The organism is Rothia endophytica, assembly GCF_928381505.1.
Taxonomy (GTDB): domain Bacteria; phylum Actinomycetota; class Actinomycetes; order Actinomycetales; family Micrococcaceae; genus Rothia; species Rothia endophytica_A.
Map to the genome: position 1 here is coordinate 353,749 of NZ_CAKMSJ010000001.1, position 19,422 is coordinate 373,170.

Annotated in this window: 18 protein-coding genes and 3 tRNA genes; 9 read left to right on the plus strand and 12 right to left on the minus strand. The window is 58.6% G+C overall.

What is annotated here, in order from left to right:
* Positions 1-3 precede the first annotated feature (3 nt).
* The 6 genes from L6990_RS01605 (at position 4) to L6990_RS01630 (ending at position 6,521) form a co-directional block, all read left to right on the plus strand.
* Positions 4-2,226 (plus strand): RNA degradosome polyphosphate kinase, encoded by a 2,223-nt coding sequence (locus L6990_RS01605; RefSeq protein ID WP_237202322.1) that lies wholly within the window; start codon positions 4-6, stop codon positions 2,224-2,226.
* Positions 2,227-2,328: 102 nt separating this feature from the next.
* Positions 2,329-3,333 (plus strand): NUDIX hydrolase, encoded by a 1,005-nt coding sequence (locus L6990_RS01610; protein WP_237202323.1) that lies wholly within the window; start codon positions 2,329-2,331, stop codon positions 3,331-3,333.
* Positions 3,334-3,425: 92 nt separating this feature from the next.
* Entirely contained in the window at positions 3,426-4,247 is an 822-nt protein-coding gene (locus L6990_RS01615) for a thymidylate synthase (protein WP_237202324.1), read from the plus strand.
* A gap of 8 nt (positions 4,248-4,255) precedes the next feature.
* A complete protein-coding gene (locus L6990_RS01620; protein WP_237202325.1) occupies positions 4,256-4,837 on the plus strand; it encodes a dihydrofolate reductase in 582 nt (193 codons plus the stop codon).
* Between the two features lie 103 nt (positions 4,838-4,940).
* A complete protein-coding gene (gene asd / locus L6990_RS01625) occupies positions 4,941-6,080 on the plus strand; it encodes an aspartate-semialdehyde dehydrogenase (RefSeq protein WP_237202326.1) in 1,140 nt (379 codons plus the stop codon).
* A 9-nt stretch (positions 6,081-6,089) separates the two neighbouring features.
* The gene (locus tag L6990_RS01630; protein ID WP_237202327.1) at positions 6,090-6,521 is read left to right on the plus strand and encodes a GntR family transcriptional regulator; all 432 of its coding nucleotides are present in this window, start codon (positions 6,090-6,092) and stop codon (positions 6,519-6,521) included.
* A 32-nt stretch (positions 6,522-6,553) separates the two neighbouring features.
* Here the strand turns inward: L6990_RS01630 and L6990_RS01635 are convergent, their stop codons facing one another.
* The 3 genes from L6990_RS01635 to L6990_RS01645 all read right to left on the minus strand — a co-directional run bounded on the left by L6990_RS01635 (position 6,554) and on the right by L6990_RS01645 (position 9,374).
* Positions 6,554-6,946 carry a PGPGW domain-containing protein gene (locus L6990_RS01635; RefSeq protein WP_237202328.1) on the minus strand — a complete coding sequence of 131 codons (393 nt, stop codon included), beginning with the start codon at positions 6,944-6,946 and terminating at the stop codon, positions 6,554-6,556.
* Positions 6,947-6,964: 18 nt separating this feature from the next.
* Entirely contained in the window at positions 6,965-8,056 is a 1,092-nt protein-coding gene (locus tag L6990_RS01640; RefSeq protein WP_237202329.1) for a UDP-N-acetylmuramate dehydrogenase, read from the minus strand.
* A 94-nt stretch (positions 8,057-8,150) separates the two neighbouring features.
* A complete protein-coding gene (locus L6990_RS01645; RefSeq protein ID WP_237202330.1) occupies positions 8,151-9,374 on the minus strand; it encodes an MFS transporter in 1,224 nt (407 codons plus the stop codon).
* A gap of 411 nt (positions 9,375-9,785) precedes the next feature.
* On the opposite strand from L6990_RS01645, the gene L6990_RS01650 reads away from it, so the two are divergent.
* Together L6990_RS01650 and L6990_RS01655 are read left to right on the plus strand one after the other, a co-directional pair.
* Entirely contained in the window at positions 9,786-10,208 is a 423-nt protein-coding gene (locus L6990_RS01650) for a hypothetical protein (protein WP_237202331.1), read from the plus strand.
* A gap of 110 nt (positions 10,209-10,318) precedes the next feature.
* Positions 10,319-10,522: a hypothetical protein gene (locus tag L6990_RS01655; protein ID WP_237202332.1), complete on the plus strand. Its 204-nt coding sequence runs from the start codon at positions 10,319-10,321 to the stop codon at positions 10,520-10,522.
* Positions 10,523-10,546: 24 nt separating this feature from the next.
* Here L6990_RS01655 and L6990_RS01660 read toward each other — a convergent pair whose 3' ends face one another.
* The 7 genes from L6990_RS01660 to L6990_RS01690 all read right to left on the minus strand — a co-directional run bounded on the left by L6990_RS01660 (position 10,547) and on the right by L6990_RS01690 (position 16,098).
* Positions 10,547-11,044, minus strand: a complete 498-nt coding sequence (locus L6990_RS01660; RefSeq protein WP_237202333.1) for a MaoC family dehydratase — start codon at positions 11,042-11,044, stop codon at positions 10,547-10,549.
* Between the two features lies 1 nt (position 11,045).
* Entirely contained in the window at positions 11,046-11,492 is a 447-nt protein-coding gene (locus tag L6990_RS01665; protein WP_237202334.1) for a MaoC family dehydratase N-terminal domain-containing protein, read from the minus strand.
* A gap of 121 nt (positions 11,493-11,613) precedes the next feature.
* A tRNA-Thr gene (locus tag L6990_RS01670) sits at positions 11,614-11,685 on the minus strand.
* Between the two features lies 1 nt (position 11,686).
* Positions 11,687-11,760: transfer RNA gene (locus L6990_RS01675), tRNA-Met, on the minus strand.
* A gap of 42 nt (positions 11,761-11,802) precedes the next feature.
* Positions 11,803-11,874: transfer RNA gene (locus L6990_RS01680), tRNA-Thr, on the minus strand.
* A 180-nt stretch (positions 11,875-12,054) separates the two neighbouring features.
* Positions 12,055-14,058 (minus strand): DEAD/DEAH box helicase, encoded by a 2,004-nt coding sequence (locus L6990_RS01685; protein ID WP_440480469.1) that lies wholly within the window; start codon positions 14,056-14,058, stop codon positions 12,055-12,057.
* A 453-nt stretch (positions 14,059-14,511) separates the two neighbouring features.
* A complete protein-coding gene (locus L6990_RS01690) occupies positions 14,512-16,098 on the minus strand; it encodes a DUF2079 domain-containing protein (RefSeq protein WP_237202336.1) in 1,587 nt (528 codons plus the stop codon).
* 254 nt (positions 16,099-16,352) lie between these two features.
* Between L6990_RS01690 and L6990_RS01695 the strand changes: the two genes are divergently transcribed.
* Positions 16,353-17,351 carry a DNA-3-methyladenine glycosylase family protein gene (locus L6990_RS01695; RefSeq protein WP_237202337.1) on the plus strand — a complete coding sequence of 333 codons (999 nt, stop codon included), beginning with the start codon at positions 16,353-16,355 and terminating at the stop codon, positions 17,349-17,351.
* A 64-nt stretch (positions 17,352-17,415) separates the two neighbouring features.
* Here L6990_RS01695 and trxA read toward each other — a convergent pair whose 3' ends face one another.
* Both trxA and L6990_RS01705 read right to left on the minus strand, forming a co-directional pair.
* Positions 17,416-17,799, minus strand: a complete 384-nt coding sequence (gene trxA / locus L6990_RS01700; protein ID WP_237202338.1) for a thioredoxin — start codon at positions 17,797-17,799, stop codon at positions 17,416-17,418.
* Between the two features lie 126 nt (positions 17,800-17,925).
* Complete coding sequence (locus tag L6990_RS01705; RefSeq protein WP_237202339.1) at positions 17,926-19,416, minus strand: catalase; 1,491 nt, start codon at positions 19,414-19,416, stop codon at positions 17,926-17,928.
* Positions 19,417-19,422: the final 6 nt, after the last annotated feature.

Below are 19,422 nucleotides of genomic sequence, written 5' to 3' on the forward strand. Positions count from 1 at the left end.
TCCATGACTACTCAACCTGATACTCGAGTTCAAACCAGCAACCATATCGGCGGTGACATCAACAAGATCGAACGTGCAGAGACCCGCGTAGACCGCATCGATATCGGTGAGAAGATTAAGCTACCTAACCTTGCCGGTGACTTTGGTAGTGACCGTTTTTTGGACCGTGAAACCAGCTGGATTGAATTCAATACCCGCGTGCTGGAATTGGCAGAGGACCCACATCTCTTCTTGTTAGAGCGTCTCAACTTCCTTTCGATTGTGACCAGCAACCTCGACGAGTTCTTCATGGTGCGTGTGGCAGGGTTGAAGCGTCGTATCGCTACCGGTATCGCGGTACCTGCGCCCTCAGGGTTGACTCCTGAAGAGCAGATGGAAGAAATTGCTGAGGCAGCCCACGCTCTGCAGGAGCGCCAGGCCCGTGTCTTTCACGAGCAGGTTTACCCCGAGCTGGAAAAAGAGAAAATCCGTATTGTGGGCTGGGATGACCTTGAAGATGCTGCCAAGGAGAAACTCACCCGTTTCTTCCGCGCCGAGCTCTTCCCCATTCTTACTCCCCTGGCTGTGGACCCGGCGCACCCCTTCCCCTACATCTCGGGCCTGTCGTTAAATCTGGCTGTTATCGTGCGTAACCCTCAGACCGGCAAAGAGCTCTTTGCCCGTCTCAAGGTGCCCGAGACCATCGACCGCATGATCTCTATCGACGGCTCCCGCGCCGTCAACTCTTCCTCTTCAGAGGCACGCTTCATTCCTCTGGAAGCTATTATCGCCCAGCATCTGGATGTTCTCTTCCCCGGTATGGAGGTCGTAGAGCACCATGCCTTCCGCGTGACCCGTAACGAAGACTTGGAGGTCGAAGAGGACGACGCTGAGAACCTGCTCAAGGCTCTAGAAAAGGAGCTGCTGCGCCGCCGCTTTGGCCCGCCCGTGCGTCTTGAGGTTGAAGACACTATCAACCCCAATATCCTTGAGCTTCTCGTCTCTGAACTGGGTATCGACGATCACGAAATCTATAAGCTACCCGCTCCCCTGGATATGCGCGGCTTTGCTGCTATTGCCAAGGCAAACCGCCCAGCTCTGCACTACCCCAAGCACGTGGCGCATACGTCTCGCTGGCTGAACGCTAACGAAACGTCCAAGGCTGCTGATGTCTTTGGGGCAGCACGTGAACACGATGTGCTGTTGCACCACCCCTATGATTCCTTTGCTACCAGTGTGCAGGCCTTCTTGGAGCAGGCGGCAGCTGATCCCAACGTCCAGGCCATCAAGCAGACCCTCTACCGCACCTCGGGTGACTCCCCCATTGTGGACGCCCTCATTGAGGCGGCAGAGTCAGGCAAGCAGGTGCTGGCGCTGGTTGAGATTAAGGCGCGCTTTGACGAGCAGGCCAACATTGAATGGGCCCGTAAGCTCGAACGCGCTGGCGTGCACGTGGTCTACGGTATCGTGGGTCTGAAAACCCACTGTAAGCTCTCACTGGTGGTGCGCAAAGAGACTGACGGACTGCGTCGCTACTGCCACATCGGCACCGGTAACTACCACCCCTCCACCGCCCGTTTCTATGAGGACTTGGGTCTGATTACCTGCGACCAGCAGATTGGGGAGGACGTTTCTCGTCTCTTCAACCAGCTCTCCGGCTACGCCCCCAAGACAACGTACAAGCAGCTCTTGGTGGCTCCGCGTTCCCTGCGCTCAGGTCTGATTGACAACATTAACAAGGAGATTGAGCACAAGCTGGCAGGTCAAAAAGCCAAAATTCAGATTAAGTGCAACTCCATGGTGGATGAAGCTATCATCGACTCCCTCTACCGCGCCTCCCAGGCCGGAGTTGAGGTCAACGTGATTGTTCGCGGTATCTGTGCCCTACGCCCCGGAGTTCCCGGTCTTTCTGAGAAAATCAAGGTGCGTTCCGTACTGGGCAGGTTCCTGGAACACTCCCGCGTCTTCACCTTTGAGAACGGCGGATCGCCTAAGACCTATATTGGTTCAGCCGATATGATGCACCGCAACCTGGACCGCCGCGTCGAGGCACTGGTTCAGGTCAAGGCGCCGGCCCACGTGAAGTATCTGCTGGATATGTTTGATAACTACCTCTCCCCCAAGACCAGCAACTGGCACTTGGATGCCAATGGCAAGTGGGAAAGGCACCACCTTAACAAGGACGGTCAGCCGCTCCTTGACGTCCAGGCTTCCTACCTCTCAAGTAGGGACAAGAAGAAGAAGTAGACAGGGGCGCACCACCCTGACTCAGACAGATAGAATGTCCTGGGGTTAACGCAAGGTTAACCCCAGGACATGGCCCTGCCCGTCACACAGAGAGCTCAGCTTATGCCCAAAGCATCCACAGAATTCGTCTATGCAGCACACAGCGCAGACGAATCCCTCAGCATTCAACGCGGAGCCGGTAACAGTGCAGATATCAATGCAGCCGGCGCCCTGATCTGGCGTTACCGCCGTGATCAACTGCAGGTTCTGGTCATTCACCGCCCCAACTATGATGACTGGTCGTGGCCCAAAGGCAAACAGGACCCGGGAGAGACGCTGCCCGAGGTTGCGGTGCGAGAGGTCAGGGAAGAGGTGGGGCTGCAGGTCACCCTCGGTGCACCGCTGGCCGTCACCGCCTACCGTGTTAAGAAACGCTCCAAAGAGGTCTTCTACTGGGCGGCAGAGCTGCCCGCCGGTGCCAAGGCTAAAGCAGATGAGGGTGAAGTTGATGAGCTGCGGTGGGTTAGCCCCCAGCAGGCCCGAGAGATGCTCACCAACCCGACTGATTGTGAGCCCTTGGATGCCCTGATCAGCCTCTACGAAAAAGGCCTCTTGCGCACCCGCCCCGTCATTGTCATCCGCCACGCAAAAGCGAAGCCTCGTTCTACATGGGCCGGAGCCGAAGGGGAGCGAACCCTCGCTGCAACCGGTAAACGTCAGGCGCTTGCCGCTGGCCGTCTCATGGAAGCCTGGGGGCCTGAGAAACTTATTTCTTCCCCCTGGGTGCGCTGCATGCAGACCGTTTACCCCTATGCCAAGAGCCAGGGGTTACCTATCAAAGAAAAGCGTGCCCTGACAGAGGCAGCTAACGCGCGTTCACCCAAGGCAGCTGCCAAGGTAGTGGAATCCCTTTTTGACAAGTACGATAAGCCGGTAGCTCTCTGCACCCACAGACCTGTACTGCCCACTGTTCTAGGGGTTCTCGCCAAGCGCCTGCCCCTCTCCCTTTCTCGGCATCTCCCCACCGAAGATCCCTACCTAAAACCCGGTGAGATGTGGGTGCTACAGGTGGCTGGCCCCGAAAAGACCGTGGTGAGCCTAGAGCAGATTAAACCCTTCGACGACTAGCTCCTCCCCTGCGGGTGCCCTAGAGCGCCCGAGAAATACTGAGTCAGGTTCAGACCTTCCTACCGTGACCGCCGTTTGATTGAAAGATTGCCATGAGCACCATCCCCACTCCCTACGAAGACCTGTTGCGCGAAATTATGGACAGCGGGGACGAAAAAGGCGACCGCACCGGCACCGGCACCAAGAGCGTTTTTGGGCGCCAGATGCGCTTTGACCTCTCCAAGTCCTTCCCCCTCATCACCACCAAGCGGGTGCATTTTAAGTCGGTTGCTATTGAGCTGCTCTGGTTCTTGCGCGGTGAATCGAATGTGCGCTGGCTACAGGAGCGCGGTGTGAGTATCTGGGATGAATGGGCCGATGAAGACGGCGAGCTGGGGCCGGTCTACGGCGTGCAGTGGCGCTCCTGGCCCGCTGGCAACGGTGAGACCATTGATCAGATTGCCAAGGTGATTGAGTCCCTGAAAACCAACCCCGACTCCCGCCGGCACATCGTCAGCGCCTGGAACCCGGCTGAGGTTGATGATATGGCGCTGCCTCCCTGCCATGCCCTCTTCCAGTTCTACGTCAAAACCCGCAAGGACGGCGTCCAGGAGCTTTCCTGCCAGCTCTACCAGCGAAGCGCCGATATGTTCCTGGGCGTACCCTTCAACATCGCTTCCTATGCCCTGCTGACCCAGCTCATAGCCCAAGAGGTAGGCATGGTGCCCGGTGAATTTGTATGGACCGGGGGCGACTGCCACATCTATTCCAACCACTACGAACAGGTTGAAGAGCAGCTCTCCCGGGAGCCCTACCCCTACCCGATGCTGCGTATTAAGAACAAGAAGACCTCTATCTTTGACTACGAATTTGAGGACTTCGAGCTGGTGGACTACCGCCACCACCCCACCATCAAAGCGCCCATAGCTGTTTAGGGGTGGGTATGAGTAAGCCGGTATTGGGTGCTATCTGGGCACAGAGTCTCAACGGGGTCATCGGTCGGGGCGGAGATATGCCCTGGTATGCCCCCGAGGATCTAGCACACTTCAAGACGGTGACGCTGGGGGCACCGGTCATCATGGGCAGGAAAACCTGGGAGTCTTTCCCACCCCGCTTCCGCCCCCTGCCCGGGCGCACCAACATCGTGATTACCTCTTCTGTGACCTCTCAGGTAGAGAAAGACGGTGCGCTCTGGGTATCCTCCCTCGATGATGCCCTGGCAGCAGCGGCAGCCGAGCAGCCCGAAACCATCTGGGTGATGGGCGGTGGCTCAGTTTACGCTGAAGCGCTGGGACGAACCGATTTGCCGCTAGTCGCGGACGGACGCATACAGCGGGTGGAACGCACCGTCTTTGATCTAGAGCTTAACGGGGACACCCACGCCCCTTCCCTCGATGACTCCTGGACGCTGGCAGTTGAGGGCGAGAGCGTCCTCTCCGAAAAAGGGTACGGCCTTTCAGCGGACGGTACCAAGCTGCCCATGGCTATGCGTTTCCAGACCCTGCGGCGCACCTCAGCGCCATAGTTTCTTCCCCCCTTGCCCACCGGAGATACCGCGCATGGGGCTTTGTGTTTCGCACTGTGAACGGAACCATCTCATTGTGAGGCAATCACGTTAGACTGGGTGCATGACTTTTACACCCGGTGACTCAGTTGGTTTTGTAGGCTATCGCGGCATGGTCGGCTCCGTGCTCATGCAGCGCATGCTCGAAGAGGGAGACTTTGAGGGCATTAGCCCCGTCTTCTTCTCCACTTCTCAGGCAGGAAAGCCCGCCCCAACCTTTGATGGAGCACTGGAAGAAAGCACCCTCAAGGACGCCCACGATATTGAAGAGCTGGCTAAACTACCGGTAATCGTCACTGCCCAGGGCGGGGACTACACCAAGGCGGTGCACAGCTCGCTACGCGAGCGCGGCTGGGACGGCATCTGGATTGACGCCGCTTCCACCCTGCGCATGAACGATGACGCCGTGATCGTGCTAGATCCCATCAACCGTGACGTCATCGACCGTGGCCTGGATTCGGGAGTCAAAGACTTTGTGGGCGGTAACTGCACCGTCTCCTGCCTGCTCATGGGCTTAGGCGGCCTCTGGAAACAGGGTCTGGTCGAGTGGGGAACCTCCATGACCTACCAGGCAGCATCCGGCGGCGGTGCCCGCCATATGCGCGAGGTACTCACCCAGTCCGGTGAACTCAACGGAACCGTTGCCGGTGAACTGGCTGACCCAGCCTCCGCCATTCTCGATATTGATCGCAAGATTCTGGAAAAGCAGCGATCTGGCGAGCTGGACGCCACCCAGTTCGGTGTGCCCCTGGCTGGCTCCCTCATTCCCTGGATTGACTCAGATTTGGGCAATGGTCAAAGCCGTGAGGAATGGAAGGCAGAGGCAGAAAGCAACAAGATTCTTGGTCTTGACGGTGACGAGCGCGTAGCCCTGGACGGTCTTTGCGTCCGCATTGCCACCATGCGCTCCCACTCCCAGGCACTGACCCTCAAGCTCACCGAAGACTTGACCGTTGAAGAAATCGAAAAGATTATCGATGAGGACAACGAGTGGTCTAAGGTAGTGCCCAACGAACGCGAAGCCACCATGCGCGACCTCACCCCCGTGGCAGCATCCGGCACCCTAGATATCCCCGTAGGCCGCATCCGCAAGCTCAGCATGGGCCCCCAGTACATCAGTGCTTTCACTGTGGGTGACCAGCTACTCTGGGGTGCGGCAGAGCCCGTGCGCAGAATGCTTAAAATTGCCACCGGCACTCTGTAAACTGGAGCCATGACTTCACACGAGATGCCCCCAGCACACGACCCCCATGAGGAGCTGTGCGGGGGCATCTGTGCTTTAAGTTTCAAGGTTGATAAGGAGTCGGACGTCCCGCCCTACTCCCAGCTACGCCGCGCCATTATTGCCGCTCGTTTTGACGGCACGCTGGCCGCAGGCGACCGTCTGCCTCCCATGCGCACACTGGCCGCACAAACAGGGCTAGCTGTGAACACGGTGGCAAAAGCCTATAAGGAGCTCGAAGCAGCCGGTGCTATCGAGACCCACGGGCGCGCCGGCTCCTTTGTGACTGCCCTCGACGCCACCTCTCACAAGGCACAGCTTCTGACCGAAAAGTTCATTGTAGCTATGCGCAAGCTGGGCTACGAAGACCAGCAGATCCACGCTACCGTGGACCACATGCTGGGGCTAGACCGCGAGCTGTAGATTACTTACTGCTTAAGCGGACTGTCTTATATTCAGTGGTAGTGGCAGTTAGAGGGGCAGTAGTGCTGTTTATTGGGTCTGCGTGCCCAACGGGCAGTTTGCCGAGCACGGCGCCGGCGACTTCTGCGGCGTTCCAGCGTACGCCAAGCTGCTAGGACTTTCGCCTTGGCCCAGAGATTCAGGCGGTGCGCCCAGTGGAATTCGGTGCCCCAGAGGCTCATGCCCATAAAAATGAAAAGCCAGCCGGGGCCGGGTGTCACCAGCATGACAAGGCCCGCAACAATGCAGATAAACCCTAAAGCAATCACCAGGGTGCGGTAAACCCACAGCAGGATTAGGTGCCGGCCCATGAAGGCCCGGTAGCGTTGCATGGCGCGGTGCAGGGGGCCTCCCTGCCCCGAGGCGATTTCTTTGTCTAGACCCATGAGCTAAGCCCAGCGGTGTTAGAGTTCGAACCCAACGGTGACCGGTTCAGCAACCAGGCGCACCCCGAAGGTCTCTTCTACTCCAGCGCGTACAGCGCGTGCAATAGCGGCGACATCAGCAGTGGATGCTCCGCCGCGGTTAGTGATAGCCAGAGTGTGCTTGGTGGAGAGGGAGGCCCGTCCACCGGCGATATTACGGCTTTCACCTTCTAGTCCGAAGCCCTTATCAAAGCCTGCGTGCTGAATCAGCCAGGCAGCGCTCAGTTTAACCTTGCCTTCGATGGGTTGGCCGGTGGCGGTGGTAGCGGGGAACCGCGGGGCGTCCTGGGGTAGCTGCGCTGCAGCCTCCTCACTGACGATGGGGTTGGTGAAGAAGGAGCCGGTGGAGTAGGTGTCGCGGTCTGCGGCATCCAGCACCATGCCCTTACCGGCACGTAGTCGCAGCACGGTTTCACGAAGGAGCGCCATCTCCACGCGGTCACCGGCTTCAGCACCCAGCTGGCGTGCCAATTCAGCGTAACGGATGGGGGCTGAAAGGGTGCCGTGAGGTAGTTGGAAGTCAACGGTCAGCACCACGTAGCGGGGGCAGCCATCCACGGTGGACTGCTTAAGCACCGAATCACGGTAGGCGAACTTCAAGTCGGCGTTAGCAAAGGTCTTGTAGCCGCCGGTTTCGCGGTCCCAGGTGCGCACCGAGGCGATGGTGTGGGCAACCTCAGAGCCGTAGGCCCCCACGTTCTGCACGGGGGTGGCACCCACGGTGCCGGGAATACCCGAGAGGGCTTCAAGCCCGGAGAGCTCGTGCTCTACAGCGTAGGCCACCAGGTCGTCCCAGGTGTGGCCTGCCTGCACGCGCAGGGTGGTGCCGCCGCAGGCGTAGTCGCTCACGGTTTCAATACCGGTTGAAGCGATGTGCACCACTGCCCCGTCAAAGCCCTCATCGGCTACCAGCAGGTTAGAGCACCCACCTACCACCAGCAGGTCTTCTCCTGCACGGTCGGCGGCGGTTACGGCATCAATAATTTCCTGCTCGCTGGTGGCCTCAACGAAGAGACGGGCGGGGCCGCCCACAGCGGCAGTGGTCAGTTCACTTAAAAGCTTGTCAGTCACGGTGCCCATTCTACCGGCTCTGCCCGGGCGCCGCCTGCGAGCGTGCTCACCGAGCGCTGGGAGCTGAGCGCGGGCGTCCTGGCAGCTAACGCCCCTAGAGCTTTTCAGTGTGGACGGTCTTATCCAGCTTCTTGGGTTCCAGCTGGCTGGTGAGCAGTAGGGACACAACCACAAAAACTAGAACGGCTAGCAGGCCGTTGCGGATGCCAAAGTGCTCCCCCAGCAGGCCCAGCAGGGGCGGGCCGCCCAGGAAGGCTGCATAGCCGATGGTTGAGACAACGGAGACACGGACGGCGGCCTTGAGCGGGTCGTCGGAGGCGGCGGACATGCCGGTGGGGAAGCCCAGGGAGGCACCTAGGCCCCAGAGCACCAGGCCGACGAAACCGAGGGGGACGGTGGGTGCAAGGATGAAGAGGGTTAGGCCGAGTATGGCGAGGGTGCAGGTGGCCCGGAGGACGGGGATCCGCCCGTACCGGTTGAGCAGAGAGGTGCCACCGAAGCGTCCTGCCATCATGGCTACCACGAAGGTGAAGTAGCCGAGGGAGCCGATAGTGTTGCTGGTGCCGTAGTCGTGGGTGAGGGCGAGCGCGACCCAGTCGTTGGCTGAGCCTTCGGCCAGGGCCATGCCGAGGACGAAGAGGCCGATGAGGATGGTGTGTTTGTCGCGCCAGGCGTCGCGCACCCGGTAGGAGCCGACGGCAGCGATGGCCTGGGTGTCGTCCTGGCCGTAGTGTTCGCTGTGGCAGAGCTTGAGGGAGATGAGGACGAGGGCGGCAACAGCCAGCGCGAAGTAGGCCATATGGACGGCGAAGGGCACGCCCAGGCGGGTGTCGAGGGTGCCGATGGCGGCACCTGCTACGGTACCGATGGAGAAGAAGCCGTGCATGATGGGGGTGACGTAGCGGCCCAGGGCTCGTTCGTTGGCTACGCCCTGGACGTTGGAGGCGACGTTGGAGACAGCGCTGCCTAGGCCCTGGAGCATGAGGCCGAGCAGGGTCACGGGCACGTTGGTGAGGTGGACGCCGAGACCGATGAGGATCATGCCGGTGACGGTGGTGGCGTAGGCGGCGGCGATACAGCGGATGGCGCCGTGGCGGGCGACGAGGGCACCGGAGAAGCTCACGGCGCAGAAGGAGCCGATGGTCATACCGAGCAGGAGCAGGCCCATGGGGCCGGAGCTGAGCCCTAGCCCCTTGGCGACGTCGGGCAGGCGGGTGAGTAGGGCAGATACCACTAGGCCGCTGGCGAAGAAGAGCCCCAGCACCGCCCTGTACCAGGTCTTGATCTGCCGGTCGGAAAGCTGGGTTTTTTCTGCCATGGCGGGGCGAGCTACCTTCTCTAAAGTAACGGGCTGGTACTGGTCTATTCTAGTACCCTGCCTTAGGTGGTTGACGAAACCTTAATGCCTATCTGGAACTGCATTCACAAGGAAAACAAATTTCTCAGGCATGGGTGAGGAGGTTGGTGTTTTTGGGCACTGGGAACCCCGAGTGAATAAGCCTTTCAAGCCTCAAATTTCACCAACAGATTTAATCAGAGGCCTTGATTTTCTATTACCTGGGTCACTAAAAACCTTGTTAACGGAAACTCTTTATTTCTAGAAAACTCCGTTGCAGCTCACAAATGTTACAACAAGGAGGTTGACTCATGAGCTTGCACCATCAACTTCCATCCCAAGGCACCGCCCTCATAGCTTCCTTACTTTTTTTTTGGGGGGGGGGGAGCTCTCGTGGCAGGCACACCAGCACAGGCGCAGACAGTTTTATCTAGCGCAGATAACATTCAGGTGGCAGAACCTGTTTCAGCAGAGAATCAACAACTCCTGGATTTCTTCAACACCTACGGGGTCAAACACGAGGTACAGGAGGAACTTCTGCTGAAGCTACAGAATGGTGAGATGTGGGATTCCCTCGGTGGTGCTGCCCCGATCTCGGAGAAACAGCTTCCCAGCGGAGAAATACTTTCAACCTACCCGGACGGTTCCATCGCTGTATTTTCTTACTTCGACGGCCAGCAAGTTACGTTACCTTTCGCTTCTCTAGGCAGATTAGTATCACCGCAACCAGTTTCTGACTGTGCCTTCTCAGGTAGCTACAACGGTAACGTATCCAACACTAGGGTAATTCGATATACCGATACACACGTCACCTAATATGCTGACTATAAAGCAAATAACGGCGGTAGCCACCGGGTTAAGAATGACCTTAAAGTACACAAATCTACTGCTTGGACAGAGAAAGGATAAGCACCAAGGAGAACATCATGGATTTCCATCTTTTAATGTCCAGTTTTCTGGGAGTTATTGAAGGCTATATTAGCTTACTGTTTGGGATTTTCGGTGTCCCCCTTCTTACCGTGATGGGTTTCATAACCTTGAGGAGCCAGCACCGCAAGAACAAGCTCACCATTGAGCAAGTTGAAAGAGCGAAAGGCAGAGAGCAACAAAACCATAAAACCTCTGACTAAACCAGCAAAAGGTGGCCACCACTTCTAACGGAAATGGTGGCTACCTTTTATCACCTGCGGTTTTTTACCGAAAGAAACCAACGCCTGGGCCTTCATCAGCACCTTCTGATCCTTACCCTCGGTGTCGGGGGCGGTGACGGTCAGGTCAATGCGGGCGGTGCGGGCGTCCGCGTCCAGGGCCCCCACCTTACCGGCAACCGAAATCACATTCCCGCCGGACGCCGGGGACGCCGCGCCGTCAGCATCCAGCACCGGAACAGGCTTAGAGAAGCGGGTCTGGTAGTCCACGATGGCACCGGCGTCACCGACCCAATCGGTCACCAGCTGCACCGCCGAACCCATGGTGAACATACCGTGGGCAATGACGCCCGGTAGCCCAACCTCGGTAGCAAAGCGCTCGTTCCAGTGAATGGGGTTGAAGTCGCCGGATGCACCTGCGTAGGCAACAAGATCAGCACGGGTCACAGGAATCTGGCGGGAGCCGATTTCGGTGCCCTTTTCAAGATCAGCAAAATTAGGCATTTTAGTCCTCAGCTCGTACAAGAAGCGACGAGATGCAGGTGGCTACCGCTTCGCCCTCCAGGGTCGTAATTTCTTCGCGGGTGGTCAGCATGGCACCGGCGCCCATGACACGTACAGAGTCAACGTGCAGCTCGGTCAGGAGCTCGTCCCCGGCCACAATCGGGCGGTGGTGGGTAAAACGCTGGTCGGCGTGCACCACGCGGGAGAAGTCAATGCCAGCCTCAGGGTCCTGGATGAGAGCTGCGTCCGCTTTCTGGGCCAGAATAATCGCAAAGGTGGGAGGGGCAATCAGGTCGCTGTAGCCCGCGTCCTGGGCCGCCTGCACCTCAAAATGCAGGGGGCTGGTAGCTTTCACAGCTGCCGCAAATTCACGAATTTTCTCTCGCCCTACCGTGTAGGTGCCAGCGGGCGGGTAAATACGCCCCACAATGTCTTGGTTAATAGCCATGACACCACTCTAGAGCTAGCCAAGGCCTTAGAGAAATTAGGGGCACCTTTGACCAAAATTTGCGACTAAACGGGCATACAGAAAACCCCTCCAACACAAGGTTGAAGGGGTTTTAATTCTGAGCCCCGACCGGGAATCGATCCCGGGACCTCCATCTTACCAAGATGGCGCTCTACCACTGAGCTATCGGGGCGTAGCGGTGGACGGGCTCGATCCGTCGACCTCACGATTATGAGTCGTGCGCTCTAACCAGCTGAGCTACACCGCCATGCAATTGCCATGAACATATTTATTTATGAGCTCTTGCGAGAGCCCCGACCGGGAATCGATCCCGGGACCTCCATCTTACCAAGATGGCGCTCTACCACTGAGCTATCGGGGCAACAGATAATACTCTACGATACTTCTGCCGCGAGGCGCAAATTTTGCCAGTACCTTTTACAGGTGTTCTGACCCACAGCTTTCTATGTTGAGATAACACAGGAAGTGGCCACCTCTGCCCCTTGCTCCATGGAAGCGGGCTGCCCACCGGTTAGACCGGCAGCAGCCCACTCATTAGGCTTTAGTAGCTCTTGCGGCCGCCAAATTTCTTGCCGCCGAAGTCGCGCCCGCCACGGTCACGGTCGCCGTAGCCGCCGCGTCCACCACGGTTGCCATAGCCGCCGCGTCCACCACGGTCACCATAGCCACCACGACCACCACGGTCGCCGCCGCGATCACAATCGCCATAGCCGCCGCGCCCGCCGCCGAAACTGCGACCACCGCGTCCGCCGCCGCCCTTGGGGCCGCGATCACGCTTGATGTTGATGAATTCACCGTTAATCTGGGTGTTTTCCAGACGGTCAAAGAAGTCGCCGGGCAGATCTTCGGGCAGACCAACGATGGAGAAGTGGTCACGGATGTCGATAGAACCAACCTGCTTGCCGTTCAGGCCACCTTCGTTGGTTAGTGCGCCGACGATCATGCCGGGGTTTACGCGGGAAGAGCGACCAACGTTGAGCTTGTAGTCAACCATGCCTTCTTCCTGGCCACGACGCCCGCCGCGGGGCTTGTCGTCACGGTCGGAGTCACGGTCGAAGTCGCGGTCGCGGCTCTTGCGCTTGGGCTCGGGCAGGTCCTCGATGAGGAAGGTTCGACCTTCCTGGGCGATAAAGGCCAGAGCTGCTGCGATTTCTTCACCTTCAGTATCGTGTTCGAGGGCGTAAGCGTTGATGAGCTCACGGAAGAGGCTGAGGTCTTCGGTTTCGATGGTGTCAGTGATCTGCTGAGCAAAGTTCTGCTTGCGGTTTTCGTTCACATCATCCGCTGAAGGCATGTGCATCTGCTCGACCGGCTGGCGGGTTGCCTTTTCGATCTGGCGCAGCATGTACTTTTCGCGGGGAGTCATGAACAGAATCGCTTCACCGGTACGGCCTGCGCGGCCGGTACGGCCAATGCGGTGCACGTAGGATTCGGTGTCGTGAGGGATGTCGTAGTTGACGACCAGGGAAATGCGTTCAACGTCAAGACCGCGGGCCGCGACGTCGGTTGCTACCAGGATGTCAATGCGGCCATCGCGCAGGGACTCAACCGTGCGCTCACGCTGGTTCTGGGGGATGTCGCCGTTGATGGCAGCAGCCTGGAAACCGCGGGCTTTGAGCTTGTCTGAGAGCTCTTCGGTTTCGCGCTTGGTGCGAACGAAGACGATGATACCGTCGTAATCTTCAACCTCAAGCACGCGGGTCATTGCCTCCAGCTTGTGGGAGTGCATGACCTGCATGTAGCGCTGGCGGATGCTGGAGCTAGTGGTGGTCTTTGACTTAACGCGAATTTCTTCGGGGTTATTGAGGTACTGCTCAGCGATTTTGCGGATGCTCTTGGGCATGGTCGCAGAGAAGAGAGCTACCTGCTTGGTAGCAGGGGTCTGCTCGAAGATTTCTTCAACGGCTTCCTGGAAGCCCATGCGTAGCATTTCGTCGGCTTCATCGAGCACCAGGTACTGCAGGTTAGAGAGGTCTAGTGAACCCTTTTTGAGGTGGTCAATGACGCGGCCGGGGGTACCTACGACAACCTGTGCACCGCGCTTGAGGCCGGACAGCTGGGGGCCGTAGGGGGAGCCACCGTAGACGGGTAGCACGGTGAAGTCGTCCATTTCGGTGGCGTAGGAGCCAAAGGCTTCTGCTACCTGCAGGGCGAGTTCGCGGGTGGGTGCAAGAACAAGCACCTGGGTGTCCTTGGTGTGACCGTTGACGTCGGCCAGTTCTGCCAGGCGTGAGAGGGCAGGTACAGCGAAGGCAGCGGTCTTACCGGTACCGGTCTGCGCCAGACCCACAACGTCGCGGCCGTCAAGCAGCAAGGGGATGGTCTGTTCCTGAATGGGTGAGGGCTTCTCGTAGCCGACCTTTTCAAGGGCCGCTAGGACGCGAGCGTCCAGGCCCAGGTCGGTGAAGCGTACGCCTGCTTCTTCAGCGGGTGCTTCGGTGGTTTCTGAAACATGAGTGGTGGTGTCTGCAACCGGTTCTTTGAATAGGTCGTTGGTTGCGGTTTCTGCGTTAACAGCAGTATTTTCAGTCAATGTTTTCCTCATCGAGTGGGGGTTCAGCGCTGTTGTCGTTGGTTGCGCTGCACGGGTTGTTCCCCTGGTTGCTCGCGAGGGGCCTCAGGTGAGGTCTTCATCGTGGGCGCTTGTTCTTCGTCTGTTTCGGTGACCGTGTGGACGGCTGCAACCGGTCTAACTTCTAGGAGCCAGTGACAGGTGGGTTAGATCTCGTGGCAACGGAGCTAACGTGTCTCTGCACGAATGTGCAGGTGAAGGAGGCGCGCTTGGGCGAGCTGATAGTTATCAGTTTCTCTATCGGTGGCTCAACCGTCTCACCTGTGCCAAGGGGTGAAAGTTGAACGCGCGTAGCCCTGTCTGTGCCAGAAAATGGGCGTGGGCGCTAAGAGAATGGTCGGGGGTTCCCGATACTTACGGTCTCAACTGTACAGGAGGTTTTGCTGTTTAAGGTGCTGTGGTGATGGAGGGTACAAAACACCTTATCTATCTCTTCTGGTCACTGATTTTGCGCACGACATCGATACTTCCGACGCTGTGGTGGGGCAGGTAGCTAGCCTGGTAGCGCTCTGAGGCGTAGGCGGCAGTGTCGGTGGGAGCTTGGCCGTTCCAGGCACTTCCCAGCCTGTCGATCACCACATAGTCGGGGGCAGGCTTACCCTCGTGCCCAATCCAGTAGACGGTGTTGGGCTCGACCAGGTAGGTGAGCACCGAGAGGTCCGTAGCAACGGTGGTACCTGCCGGGATGGAGGCCAGTACCTTGTGCTTAGCGGCGTCCGATGCTGAGAGCTGGGAGGTGGCAAAGCTGGGGTCTGTTAGTTGCCAGAGGGGCTGCTGCGGGGTAAGAGCCACCGCTACGGCTACTGCTAGAGCGGGCAGAGCCCGGGGTGCTAGGCGGCGGTACGACCGCCGGACGCGAGCGCCCCTGCCCGTTCTACCACGTTGTGTTCGCTGGGGCCGAGCACAGACGTCCATCAGCGCTAGAAAAACGATAGGCATGAGCACCAGTGAGTAGTGCCAGGTCGAAAGCCAGTAGCCCTCCTGAGGGGAAAGAAAGCGCCACATAAGAGTAGGCACAGCAAGTAAGGCTAAAGGGCTAGCTACCCAGGCGAGGACGCCGACCAGTAGGAGGAGCCCCAGGGAGACTGATTTTTGCCAGGGGTAGAAGAACTGGGCTAGGGCACCCAGGGGGTTACCGATAGCGGCCCCCACATCCAGTTTGTCGGAGTAGTCGAAGACTCCCCCGGTGTTGAAGTAGGGCAGAATCAGCCCAACGGCGAGCAGAGACCAGGTAACGCCCCACAGTGCCAGCACGCTTGTTTCAGCAACAGCGGGGGTACTGCCCCAGGATGAAAGAGCGGTGCGCAGACGCTGACGTAAAGTGGCAGGGTTGTTGCTCGCTGAGGGGAACGCTAGGTCAGTAGCTTGCCTCAGCCAGCCGGTACGAAGCAGGGCGACCAGCCCTATGGCGGTGACCGTAATACCGACGTCCTCTTTGACAAAGACAAGCGGGGCAGCCCAGTAGACAGCCCTCCGCAGCGCTTTCGCAGGCTGATCAGTCACCCTGGAAAGTACCAGGTAGCCCAGGGACATGACCAGCAGAGGCAGGGCAAAAGCCACCTCGTGAAACTGCACAGAAACAGCCTGCTGCACCCCAAAACTGAGCGCGTACGCAGCACCCAGGCAGAGCGCTGAGACGGTAGGTAGCACCTGCTGAGCAAACCGCACCAGCAAGTAGACCGATAGCGCCACTAGAGCATTTTGCACGTAGAGCAAGGTTGCCGGGCTGGGCCACACATAATAGAAGGGCGTCAAAAGAAGCGTGATGGGGTGAAAGTGGTCCCCCAGCAGATTAAAGCCCTCACCCTTAATAGGAACGATGGGGGCTTGGCCGTTGGCATAGGCTTTAGCCAGCTGAGCAAATATCCCCAAATCCCAGGAAGGGATTACAAAATGGCGCCACTGAAACCAGGAATAGAGGCTGTAGAGCGCAAATACGACCAACGCAAGGGCAGCAGCGAGCGACCGCGCGCGGGCGCGGTGTGTCTCCGGGGGTAAAGCTAACGGTGCCATGAGCCTCTTAGGTGCGGCTAAAATCTGTCCGTCCCAGTATAGAGGAGGCTCTCTTCAGGTTTATTGTTATGAAACTTCATCCTAAGGATTAGAGCCGCAGGTGGGTGCAGAAACGGCGCACTGGCGCGGGGCTGGCGTGAATCGCCTCGTGAGCGCTAGCGAACCGGGCGAGAGGGTCAGCGCGCCGTCTCTGCACCCACCCGCTTTCAATTGTTGCGAATCAACTTCTATGCAGTACTGGCAGTCGTGAGAAAATGGTGACCATGTTGCGGGCGTCCTTTACCGTTGAGCCGAGCCACAGGTTGCACCTGGGGCAGACTTTTGCTCCCCTGCAGCGTGGCTCCTTTGACCCGCTCTTCAGATCGGTGAAGGATGTTCGCGGACAGGCTTACTGGGCTACAGCCCGTGAGGGCAGTACGGGGCTTCTAGTTCGTTTTTGCCGGGAATCTGGTGGGGGTTTGAAAGCCCCGGTGTCTGTCACGCTTTGGACCGATGATGCAGGGCCCAAGGCCTCCGTGAATCTGGAGTCTTTTGCCCGCAAGGTTCCCGCTTGGCTGGGTGAAGATGACCGGTGGTCTGCTTTCTACGGGTCGGACGCCTGGGGGCTCCTCCCCCAGCGCCTACAAACTACTCGTGCGCAAAATCCGGGTTTGCGGTTGCCGGCCATTGGTCTGCTCAGCCAGAACTTGATTCAGGCGATTACCGAGCAGAGGGTGACCGGTATCGAGGCAATGGGTGGCATGCGTGCCCTGGTGCGTCAGTATGGGCTGCCGGCGCCTGCCACCGGTGAGCCAGGCCAGCCCGCCGGTATGCTCATCTTCCCTGAGCCTTCGGTATTTACTGGCATCCCCTCCTGGACCTGGCATCGGGCCGGTTACGACCGTGCCCGGTCTGATGCCATTGTGCTGTACGCGCGAGCCGCAGATTCTTTTGAGCGCCTGGCATCGGCGGGTGATGTGGCGCCCTTAGTGCGGGCTTTGGCTTCTCTGCCCGGTGTAGGGCCATGGACGATCGCTGAGACTCTACAGCGTTTCTGCGGGCACCCCGATGCGGTATCGGTGGGTGACTACCACCTGGCACACCATGTGACCTATGCCTTTGACGGCAGGCGCGGGGATGATGCGCGCATGGTTGAGCTGTTAGCCCCCTACCGTGGACACCGGCAACGGGTGGTTAGCCTCATTAAGGCGGCGGGTATTTCTGAGCCACGCCGTGCGGCTCGTCTAGCTCCAGAGGATCACCGCTCCTTCTAACTTTTCCCATAGAAAAACCGCCACCGGGTAGCACCCGGTGGCGGCCAGAAAACTTGTTGAAAGCTTATTCGGCGGTTTCTGCCTGAGCCTTTTCGGCTTCAGCGACCTGCTGGTGAACTTCAGCCATATCGAGGCCCTGAACGGCTTCGATAACCTGCTCGAACTGCTGAGCGTTCAGCGCGCCAGGCTGAGAGAAAACCAATACACCTTCCCGGAAGCCCATGATGGTGGGGATCGAGGTGATGCCCGCAGCGGCTGCGAGCTGCTGCTGATCCTCAGTGTCTACCTTGCCGAAGGTGATGTTCTCGTGCTTCTGCGAAGCCTCTTCGTAGATAGGAGCGAACTGCTTGCAGGGGCCGCACCAGTCAGCCCAGAAGTCGAGAAAGAGAATGTCTGATGATTCGACGTTCTGGGTAAGGTTTTCTTGCGTGATTTCAATGGTTGCCATGAAAAACACGCTACAGGTTTAGCGGTGCTTTTCCAAGCGGTTTCACTTTGAAAGAACTCTCAGTGATCAGCAAGAAGCCCACCTTCTCAGTGAGAAGGTGGGCTTCAGAGCTAGCAAGGGTGAAGCTTATGCTTCGCCTGCACCGACGGGGTCATCCCCACCCTGACCATCGCGGCCACGGGCTTCGAGCTTGGCGCCGAAGTCAGCGTCCACGTTCTTCCAGTACTGGATGAAGCGGGGGTAGACGATGTCGTCCAGGCCGGGTGCCTGACCTGCCAGGGTGTCCAGCATACGCTCGCGCTGCTCTTCGGTGTACACCTCACGCAGCAGGGTGCCTGCCTGGCCGAAGTCATCGTCCTCAGCGTGCAGGGTGTAAGCTGCGCGCACCATGGTGCCATCTGCTTCCCAACCGTTATCTACAACAGCGTTGTCATCGCTCTGGTGACCACGGCCGTAGGAGTTGGGGGCATAAACGGGAGCATCGCCGCTGTGGAAGTACTGCATGTGGCCTTCCTTGTCGTACGAGTTCACCGCGTTGATGGGAGCGTTCACCGGCAGCTGGTTGTAGTTGGTGCCAATGCGGTGACGCTGAGCATCGGGGTAAGAGAAGACACGGCCGATGAGCATCTTGTCGGGGCTGATGCCGGTACCGGGAACGGTGTTGGAAGGTGAGAACGCAGCCTGTTCAATCTGGGCAAAGTGGTTGACGGGGTTCTCGTTCAGAGTGAAACGGCCAACCTTGATGCGGGGGTAGTCCTTCTTTGACCAGGTCTTGGTCAGGTCGAAGGGGTTGAAGCGGTACTTCTTGGCGTCCTCGTAAGGCATGACCTGAACGTACATGGTCCAGCTGGGGAAGTCGCCCTTCTTGATGGAGTCAAAGAGGTCGCGACGGTGGTAATCGGCATCCTTACCAGCGAGTGCTTCAGCTTCTTCGTTGGTGAAGTTCTCTACACCCTGGTCGGTGAGGAAGTGGTACTTAACCCAGAACTTCTCGCCGCTCTCATTGACCCACATGTAGGTGTGGGATGAGTAGCCGTTCATGTGGCGCCAGCTAGTGGGCAGACCGCGGTCGCCCATCAGGTAAGTGACCTGGTGAGCGGACTCGGGTGAGTGAGTCCAGAAGTCCCACTGCATGTTGCCATCGCGCAGGCCTGAATCGGGCATACGCTTCTGGGAGTGAATGAAGTCGGGGAACTTCATGGGATCACGCAGGAAGAAGATGGGGGTGTTGTTACCAACGATGTCGAAGTTACCCTCTTCGGTGTAGAACTTCAGAGCGAAACCGCGCACATCGCGCCAGGTATCGGGTGAACCGAGCTCACCTGCAACGGTGGAGAAGCGAGCCAGCATGCGGGTCTTCTTGCCGGGCTGCAAGAAGTCTGCCTTGGTGTACTGGGAAACGTCTTCGGTGACTTCCAGTTCGCCAAAGGCGCCGGAGCCCTTAGCGTGGGGGCTGCGCTCGGGCACGCGCTCGCGGTCGAAGCGTGCCAGCTTCTGTACCAGAGCTACGTCGTGCAGCAGCAGGGGGCCGTCATTGCCCACAGATAGTGAGTGAGCATCTGACTGACGACGCTCACCGGTTTCGGTAGTTGAGGGGATGGTGGGATCGAACTTCAAGGTCGT

What these genes read in the sequence shown, in the direction of transcription:
- L6990_RS01605 (WP_237202322.1), top strand. Translation starts at nt 4, where the DNA reads ATGACTACTCAACCTGATACTCGAGTTCAAACCAGCAACCATATCGGC.
- L6990_RS01610 (WP_237202323.1), top strand. Translation starts at nt 2,329, where the DNA reads ATGCCCAAAGCATCCACAGAATTCGTCTATGCAGCACACAGCGCAGAC.
- L6990_RS01615 (WP_237202324.1), top strand. Translation starts at nt 3,426, where the DNA reads ATGAGCACCATCCCCACTCCCTACGAAGACCTGTTGCGCGAAATTATG.
- L6990_RS01620 (WP_237202325.1), top strand. Translation starts at nt 4,256, where the DNA reads ATGAGTAAGCCGGTATTGGGTGCTATCTGGGCACAGAGTCTCAACGGG.
- asd (WP_237202326.1), top strand. Translation starts at nt 4,941, where the DNA reads ATGACTTTTACACCCGGTGACTCAGTTGGTTTTGTAGGCTATCGCGGC.
- L6990_RS01630 (WP_237202327.1), top strand. Translation starts at nt 6,090, where the DNA reads ATGACTTCACACGAGATGCCCCCAGCACACGACCCCCATGAGGAGCTG.
- L6990_RS01635 (WP_237202328.1), bottom strand. Translation starts at nt 6,946, where the DNA reads ATGGGTCTAGACAAAGAAATCGCCTCGGGGCAGGGAGGCCCCCTGCAC.
- L6990_RS01645 (WP_237202330.1), bottom strand. Translation starts at nt 9,374, where the DNA reads ATGGCAGAAAAAACCCAGCTTTCCGACCGGCAGATCAAGACCTGGTAC.
- L6990_RS01655 (WP_237202332.1), top strand. Translation starts at nt 10,319, where the DNA reads ATGGATTTCCATCTTTTAATGTCCAGTTTTCTGGGAGTTATTGAAGGC.
- L6990_RS01660 (WP_237202333.1), bottom strand. Translation starts at nt 11,044, where the DNA reads ATGCCTAATTTTGCTGATCTTGAAAAGGGCACCGAAATCGGCTCCCGC.
- L6990_RS01665 (WP_237202334.1), bottom strand. Translation starts at nt 11,492, where the DNA reads ATGGCTATTAACCAAGACATTGTGGGGCGTATTTACCCGCCCGCTGGC.
- L6990_RS01685 (WP_440480469.1), bottom strand. Translation starts at nt 14,058, where the DNA reads ATGAGGAAAACATTGACTGAAAATACTGCTGTTAACGCAGAAACCGCA.
- L6990_RS01690 (WP_237202336.1), bottom strand. Translation starts at nt 16,098, where the DNA reads ATGGCACCGTTAGCTTTACCCCCGGAGACACACCGCGCCCGCGCGCGG.
- L6990_RS01695 (WP_237202337.1), top strand. Translation starts at nt 16,353, where the DNA reads ATGGTGACCATGTTGCGGGCGTCCTTTACCGTTGAGCCGAGCCACAGG.
- trxA (WP_237202338.1), bottom strand. Translation starts at nt 17,799, where the DNA reads ATGGCAACCATTGAAATCACGCAAGAAAACCTTACCCAGAACGTCGAA.